Source organism: Actinomyces sp. oral taxon 849 str. F0330 (assembly GCF_000239715.1).
Taxonomy (GTDB): Bacteria; Actinomycetota; Actinomycetes; order Actinomycetales; family Actinomycetaceae; genus Actinomyces; species Actinomyces johnsonii.
Map to the genome: position 1 here is coordinate 122888 of NZ_JH470348.1, position 7238 is coordinate 130125.

Genomic DNA, 7238 nt, shown 5'->3' on the forward strand with positions numbered 1-7238 from the left:
GAGGGCGCGTCGACCTTATTCGGGTGGTGGAGCTCGATGACCTCGGCGGACTCGAAGTAGGGGGCGGCCTTCGCGGCAAAGCTCATGGCCAGCACGGCGGACAGGGCGAAGTTCGGGGCGATGAGGACGCTGCGGCCTGCGGCCTCGGGCCGGGCCAGGTGCTCACGGACGCGCCCGTAGGACTCCTCGTTCCAGCCGGTGGTGCCGACGACGACGTCCACCCCGGCGTCGAGGAGGGCATGGACGTTGGCCTCGGTGACGCTGGGGACTGTGAAGTCGACGGCGACGTCGGCGCCCGCCAGGTGCTCAGAGTCGAGGGTGTCCCCCACGTCCAGGCGAGCCACGAGCTCGAGGCCCTCAGCGTCTTCCACCGCCTGGCAGACGGTCGATCCCATGCGCCCGGCGGCGCCTGTCACTGCAACACGGATAGTCATGGCGCTAGCCTATCCGGGTGGCGCCACAAGACACGATGAGGGGGCCGCGCCCGGCCTGGGGGGTGTGGCTGTGCCGCATCGGGCGCGTGCTCGCCGTCACGACGGGCTCCCTGCTGCTCATCGTTAAGCTACAGGTGACAAACCGCCGTGGCGACCCTAGTTGACTGTGCCTATGCCGACTGCTGGCCCGCGGTGCGGCTCCTGCTCCCACCCGCCCTCGTCCGTGCATGACCAGGAGAGGAACACCTTCGTAGTGAAGAGTACCGGGTTGTACCCGTGTGTGGGTGTGGAGTCCGGCCAGGTGCCGGCGGTGGGGCTGGCCGGGGCTGTGCTGCTGACCGAGGCCATCAGGGTCACGGGCCTGGGGGACGGTCTCTCGCAGGCGCTGGCGGCCTGGCGGCGGCCGTCGGCGGTGCACGAGCCGGGCAAGGTGCTGTCGGACCTGGCGGTGTGCGTGGCCCTGGGAGGTCGGTGCCTGTCGGACCTGGCGGTGCTGCGCTGCGAGGACGAGGTCTCCGGGCCCGTGGCGTCCGACCCGACGGTGTGTCGGCTGATCAAGGCTCTCGCCCGCGACGCCGAGCGGCGACTGACGACCGTGTGGGGTGAGCCGCCCCGGTGGAACGAGGACGGCGCATCGTAGGTCGAGCGCGTCACCCGCCCCCGGATCGACGCCGACCCGCGCGTGGTCGAAGCGACCGCGCAGCAACAGGCCGCCGCGAAAGCCGTGCGCAAGGCGCTGGAACCCGACGACCTGCCGCGCCTGCGCATGTATGCCCGCATCTTCGGCACGGATGCGGTGGCGAAGAACCAGGCCGCCTACCTCGACGCCCGCCCGCATCGGAACGTTGAGGACGCGACCCGCACAGCAAACCGAGCCCACGCCGAAATCGAGGCGTTACGCGCACTCACCCCCACCGAGGCACTTCGACGCATCAAGCAGTCCCGTGCCATCGAGCAGACGCAGCGCGATGCCACCGACCGTGCTGTCGAGGAACGTCACCGCCAGCTCCAATCCTCGCGCGCCCTGACTCAAGACCGCGGCCCACGCTATGGCGGGCCGTCCCTGGACAGGTGACCGCAGCACCAGCGTGCTCGTAGATTCCGAACTCATAGGTGCATAGTCATCTAGGTGTGCAGTAGACTATGCGGCATGGAGTTGAAGCACACGATCCTCGGGCTGCTGTCGATCCGTTCCGCGAGTGGTTACGACCTGGCACATGCGTTCGAGGGTTCGGTGGCGCACTTCTGGCACGCCGACCGGTCGCAGATCTATCGGACGCTGGACCGGCTGAGCGGGGCGGGGACATCACGACAGAGGTGGTGCGACAGGACGGCAAGCCCGAACGCAAAGTGCACTCCCTGACCGACGCCGGGCGCGCGGAGCTGACGGACTGGCTGTCGTCTCCGGTGGAGGAGGACCTTCCCAAGGAGCCGTTCCTCGCCCAGCTGTTCTTTTCTTTGCCGCCCTGATCGGCCGGGAAGGGGTGGAGAGGATGCTTGATGAGTGGAAGCGTCAGATGAACGAGGCGTTGACCACGTTGTCCTCGATCACGATCAGGTCCGATGACCTGATGGGGCTGTTGCAGACGGCGACCCTGCGCAATGGCCTGGTCCATGCCGAGGCCGAACGGGAGTGGCTGCGCGAGACGCGCCAGCCTGCTCGGACTCGCCGAGCCGACCGAGAACTCTCAGGAGTGACCGTGACCAGGAAGAGCCTTACCAGCGCGTACCCGGCCGAGCACGGCCCACGATCTGAGGAGCGAATGATGGATACCGCGACTCCGCCTCTGGCTGTCGATGCCCGGCACCTGGTCAAGCGGCACAGGAGCAAGACGGCGGTTGACGGCATCGACCTGCAGCTCCGCGCGGGGGAGACCTTCGGTCTGCTGGGCACGAACGGCGCCGGTAAGACCACGACCGTGGAGATGCTGGCAGGTCTCCGCCGGCCCACCCAGGGCAGCGTCCGGGTCTTGGGGCTGAATCCGTTCATCGACCTCATGCGGTTCTTGATCCTCGGCATCCTGTTGGATGGGTCGCTCTCGCTCTACGACATGCGCAAACAGTTCGCTGCGGGCATCTCGCTGTTCTACACCGCCAGTTTCGGGAGTATCCAGCGCGCGCTCGGGCAGCTGGAGTCGCATGGGTGGGTGACGATCCTCGACGCCGACGACTCTCGTCGGCGCAAGAAGGTCTACGTCGTCAACGATGCCAGCCAGCAGGCGTGGCGCGAGTGGATGCACGCGCCGGTCACCGCCTCCGATGCCGAGCCGACGATGCTCGCGAAGGTCTGCTTGCTCGGACGGCTTCCCGCAGCCGACCGGCGTGCGTACGTGCGTCGCGGTGCTGCGCAGGAGGATCGCGGCGGATGCCGATCGGCTCGCCTCGTTGGCAGCGGAACTCGATGCTACAGAGGTCTCGGACGACGTCCAGCAGGTCTACCACTAACGGCGGGCGACCCTGGACCACGGCATCCGCGCGCATGTGCTCGCAATGTAGAGGCTCGACGAGAGGAAACCGCATGACCGCCATCGCTCTTGTCGTCGCGCTCGCGCTGCTGGCGGCGCTCGCCGTCATGCAGATCCTCGCCGCGTCGGGCCTCCCCTTAGGCCGTTTCGCGTGGGGCGGCACGCACCACGTTCTGCCGCGCGGGCTCCGCGTCGCCAGTGCGGCGTCGGTGCTGGTGTACGCGGGGTTGGCGGCCCTGCTGCTCAGCCGTGCGGGTGTTCTCCCGGCCGGAGACAGTGCAGCGGTGATCGTCTTGACCTGGGTGGCGTTCGCGTTCTTCGCCGCGAGCGTGGCACTCAACGCGATCTCGCGCAGCCCCGCCGAACGCTGGACGATGACACCGACCAGCCTCCTGCTGGCAGCAGCAACGCTCGTCATCGCCCTGGGCGGAGGGTAATGGTGTGCTCGTAGTGGCCTCGCTGTATGGGCGTCCATCCAGATGAATCGAGGCGTTCGGCGTTGTCAAGCCCCGGGTTTGATGGAGGCAGTGATGACACGAAAGGATCACTGTCATGGGACGTACCCCCGATGAGCTACGCGAGCGGGCCACGAGCTCGAGGCCCTCAGCGTCTTCCACCGCCTAGCAGACGGTCGATCCCATGCGCCCGGCGGCGCCCGGCTACACGAATCGTCATGGCCCCACCCTAGCGACTGACCTACCCGCTGCGGGGGCCGTCTTACCCGCAGTGCCCCAGTAGACCGGGGCGGATAAGCTCGAGCCAGCGCCGACGAACCTCGGGAGAACCGTCGCCGGGGTAGAAGACCATGAGGACGTAGAGGTCGGAGACGGTGAGGTCTCGTCGCAGCCGACCGCTCGCCCGCCCCTCCTCGATAAGGAGCCCCAACGCCTCGGTGGCGCGAGTCTCCGGCTCGGTGTACTCCACCTCCACCCCCAGAGCCCGAGCAACGGTCTTGGCAGCATGGCTCCGGGAGATCATCTCCAGGGCCCGCTCCAGGAACCCCATGAGCTCCTGGTCGGCGTCGGACCGGCCAGCCTCGACGCGCGCCCAGGCGTCTTGAGCGTCATCGGCCAGGGCTTCGACGTACTCGTTGACGACCGCTGCGAGCAGCTTCGCCTTGTTGGGGAAGTGCCGGTAGAGCGTGCCGACGGCAACGCCGGCCACCCGAGCGATCTCCCCCATGGCGACCTCAGTCCCCTGCTCGGTGACCAGCTGCCTGGCGGCCTCCAGGATGGAGGTCCGGTTGCGCACCGCGTCGGCACGCCTTGTCGAGCGCTCCGAGGTCATGCCGCTCGTTGCCGTCACCGTCTCAGTCCGCTCGACCACGTCATGGGTAACCCGAGCCATCCTTCTCCCTTTCCTCAGGCCTGCTCGATAGCGTGCTGAGCATCTCACTTGCACAAACATGAATCTACGTTCATGATAGTACCTGAACGATGATTCATGTTAGCGAGAGGACACCTCAGACGATGACCACCACCACGCCCGCCGGCGCCCCCACGACCTCCACCGAAAGTTCTTCGGAGAACGTCGCAAACCACGGTGCGACCCGCACAGCCCTCGTCACCGGTGCTTCCTCCGGCATCGGCGAGGACACCGCCCGCAAGCTCCAGGCACTGGGCTACATCGTCTACGGCGCGGCCCGCCGCACCGACCGTCTCCAGGCCCTGACCGCCGACGACATCCGCCCGCTGGCCATGGACGTCACTGACGACGCCTCCATGACCGCCGGCGTGAACCGCATCCTGGAGGAGACCGGCCGCATCGACGTCCTGGTCAACAACGCCGGTTACGGCTCCTACGGGGCCATCGAGGACGTCCCAATCGACGAGGCCCGCCGCCAGTTCGAGGTCAACGTCTTCGGTCTGGGTCGCCTCACCCAGCTCATCACCCCGCACATGCGCACCCAGGGCTCAGGCACCATCATCAACATCTCCTCCATGGGTGGGAAACTGACCACGCCGCTGGGCGGCTGGTACCACGCCACCAAGTACGCCGTCGAGGCCCTGAGCGACGCACTGCGCATGGAGCTGCGCCCCTTCGGCATCGACGTCGTCGTGGTCGAACCTGGTGGTATCCGCACCGAGTGGTACGCGATCGCAGCCGACCACCTGGAGGCCACGGCCGAGGGCAGTGCCTACGCCGACCAGATCCGGGCCGCGGCTGGCTCCATGCGCGGGGAATCGAACCTGCGGCGCTTCTCCCCGCCGGATGTCATCGCCCGCACCATCGTCAAGATCGTCACCGCCCGCCATCCCCGGACCCGCTACGCCGTGGGATTTATGGCGAGGCCCCTCATTGCCGCGCGTCGTGTTCTGCCCGACCGCGCCTTCGACCGCCTCATCAGTGCCGCCTTCGGCATCCGTCGCTGACTGAAGACCCGGCCCACGCGAACCAGTAGCACCAGGGGCCGACGACTGGAATCAGCCTGTTGGTGTCCATATCGGAGACAAAGGACCTCCACCTCTTAGAGCGCAGGCTGGAGAACCTTGGAATCATGCGGTTGCGTATCGGCTGGATGAGAGCGACCCGCGCCTTTGTCACCGATTTGGACACTCAGCCCCTCTTCTGGCTCCGGCAGTACTCGATGAACGGGTCCATGGGCCCCGTATAGTAGTCGGCAGCTGTCAGTCGGCCGGACCCACGAGAATGCGGGCGCGCTTGTGCTCCACCAGCCAGACGGCCATCTCCCGAACCTCCTCAGGGGTCACGGCCTCCAGGCGACGCAGGTTCTCCTCCATGGAGCGCAGGCGCCCGGTGACGACCTCGGCCCGCCCCAGGCGCCCCATGCGCGCCAGGGAGTCCTCTCCCCCGAGCACCATGGCCCCGCGCAGCTGGCCGCGGGCCCGCGTCATCTCCCGCTCGGTGGCACCGTGCTCGGCGAGCTTCTCGAACTCACCGATCATGACGGCGCACACCTCATCGACGTCTCCAGGGGCGCAGCCCGCATAGAGCCCGAACGCGCCGGCACCGGCGTAGGAGGTGTCGAAGGCGTAGGTGGTGTAGGCCAGGCCGCGCTTCTCTCGCACCTCCTGGAACAGGCGCGAGGACATGCCGCCGCCCAGGATGGTGGTGAGCACGCTCATAGCCCAGCGCCGCTCGTCGCGTACGGCGATGCCCTGGCAGGTTAGGTACAGGTGGGTCTGCTCGCTCTCACGCGGAACGGTGATGTCGTGGACGTCCAGGGCCGTGAAGGGCTCGATCTCGAAGCGGCGCTCGCGCGGGGCGGCATCGGGCGAGGCGTCCCAGCCGGCCGTGGCCAGGTCGGCCAGGACCCGTTCGCAGACCTCGTCGTGGTCGACGGCGCCGGCGGCCGCCACCACGAGGGTGTCGGAGGCGTAGGTGCGCCTGTAGTGCTCCCACACGGCGTCGCGCGGCACGGCGGTGACGGTCTCATTGGTGCCGCCGATAGGGCGGCCCAGCGGCGTGTCCTCGCCGAAGGCGGCGCGGGCGAAGGCTTCCTGGGCGACGTCGGCGGGATCGTCGGCGGCGTCGGCGAGCTCGGAGACGATGACGCCGCGCTCGGTCTCCACGTCGGTCGGCTCCAGAAGCGAGGAGGTCACCATGTCGGCGAGCACGTCGAGGGCCGCCATGCCGTCTGGGGCGAGTACGCGGGCGTAGTAGGAGGTGTGCTCCTTGGAGGTGGCGGCGTTGGACTCCCCGCCGATCATGTCGAAGGCCTCGGCGATGTCGTGGGCGTCGCGCGTGGCGGTGCCCTTGAACAGCAGGTGCTCCAGGAAGTGGGTGGAGCCCTCCTGCCCGGGCGCCTCGTCGCGGCTTCCGACGCCGAACCACATGCCGATGGAGGCCGAGCGCAGGCCCGGGACGGACTCGGTGATGACCCGCACACCGCCGGGCAGGACGGAGCGGCGAGTGAGCGCACCGTCGTCGTGCAGGGTGAGCTCGGTACCGTCGCGGCCGGGCCGCCCCCTCCGCAGTTCCACCTCGGAGTAGTCGGTCGAGCTTGAGGACTCCCCCGTCGCGGGGATCGAAGGAAGATCGACCGATGGCGCGGAGGCCGCCGGCCGGGCTAAGTCGGCTCGCATGTCTGGGTTGGTCACCCGCGAAGACTAGCGGGGACCGGTGCCCGGTGTCGTTCCTGCACCCGGCAACGCTCTGCCGCGCGCAGCGAACGCGTACAACGACGGTGTCCCCGCCCGATCCAGCGGACCAGGCGGGGACATGTCGAGTGCGCGTCAGCCGGCTAGCGCCGATGCGCGGGCCTCACTCATCCTCGGAGGAATCGGCGGTGCGCATCCGACGACGGCGCGGGCGGCGCTCGCGGCGCGGCTGCTCGCCGTCGCCGTCCCTGCTCTCACGGCTCTCGCGCTCGCGGCGC

Annotated in this window: 9 protein-coding genes; 6 read left to right on the top strand and 3 right to left on the bottom strand. The window is 68.4% G+C overall.

The genetic code is table 11. The annotated features are described in order from the left end of the window. A partial coding sequence (locus tag HMPREF0975_RS00510; RefSeq protein WP_009232122.1) for a 4-hydroxy-tetrahydrodipicolinate reductase occupies nucleotides 1-434 on the bottom strand: 434 nt, incomplete at its 3' end. Between the two features lie 286 nt (nucleotides 435-720). Between HMPREF0975_RS00510 and HMPREF0975_RS14465 the strand changes: the two genes are divergently transcribed. The 5 genes from HMPREF0975_RS14465 to HMPREF0975_RS00535 all read left to right on the top strand — a co-directional run bounded on the left by HMPREF0975_RS14465 (nucleotide 721) and on the right by HMPREF0975_RS00535 (nucleotide 3336). Continuing rightward, nucleotides 721-1074, top strand: coding sequence for a transposase (locus tag HMPREF0975_RS14465; RefSeq protein ID WP_198009122.1), 354 nt, complete (start codon nucleotides 721-723; stop codon nucleotides 1072-1074). Nucleotides 1075-1116: 42 nt separating this feature from the next. After that, nucleotides 1117-1509 carry a hypothetical protein gene (locus HMPREF0975_RS00520; protein ID WP_009232124.1) on the top strand — a complete coding sequence of 131 codons (393 nt, stop codon included), beginning with the start codon at nucleotides 1117-1119 and terminating at the stop codon, nucleotides 1507-1509. A 242-nt stretch (nucleotides 1510-1751) separates the two neighbouring features. Continuing rightward, nucleotides 1752-1904, top strand: coding sequence for a hypothetical protein (locus HMPREF0975_RS16470; RefSeq protein ID WP_232212435.1), 153 nt, complete (start codon nucleotides 1752-1754; stop codon nucleotides 1902-1904). Between the two features lie 23 nt (nucleotides 1905-1927). Beyond that, nucleotides 1928-2956 (top strand): ATP-binding cassette domain-containing protein, encoded by a 1029-nt coding sequence (locus tag HMPREF0975_RS15330; protein WP_009232126.1) that lies wholly within the window; start codon nucleotides 1928-1930, stop codon nucleotides 2954-2956. After that, nucleotides 2953-3336, top strand: a complete 384-nt coding sequence (locus HMPREF0975_RS00535) for a hypothetical protein (protein ID WP_009232127.1) — start codon at nucleotides 2953-2955, stop codon at nucleotides 3334-3336. The genes HMPREF0975_RS15330 and HMPREF0975_RS00535 overlap by 4 nt, the downstream gene beginning before the upstream one ends. 280 nt (nucleotides 3337-3616) lie before the next feature. Here the strand turns inward: HMPREF0975_RS00535 and HMPREF0975_RS00540 are convergent, their stop codons facing one another. After that, nucleotides 3617-4246, bottom strand: coding sequence for a TetR/AcrR family transcriptional regulator (locus HMPREF0975_RS00540; protein WP_009232128.1), 630 nt, complete (start codon nucleotides 4244-4246; stop codon nucleotides 3617-3619). Between the two features lie 122 nt (nucleotides 4247-4368). Between HMPREF0975_RS00540 and HMPREF0975_RS00545 the strand changes: the two genes are divergently transcribed. Further along, on the top strand, nucleotides 4369-5271 hold the full coding sequence (locus HMPREF0975_RS00545; protein ID WP_009232129.1) for an oxidoreductase: 903 nt from the start codon (nucleotides 4369-4371) through the stop codon (nucleotides 5269-5271). A 255-nt stretch (nucleotides 5272-5526) separates the two neighbouring features. On the opposite strand, the gene HMPREF0975_RS00555 is transcribed toward HMPREF0975_RS00545, so the two are convergent. Continuing rightward, the gene (locus HMPREF0975_RS00555; protein WP_009232130.1) at nucleotides 5527-6945 is read right to left on the bottom strand and encodes a M16 family metallopeptidase; all 1419 of its coding nucleotides are present in this window, start codon (nucleotides 6943-6945) and stop codon (nucleotides 5527-5529) included. Nucleotides 6946-7238: the final 293 nt, after the last annotated feature.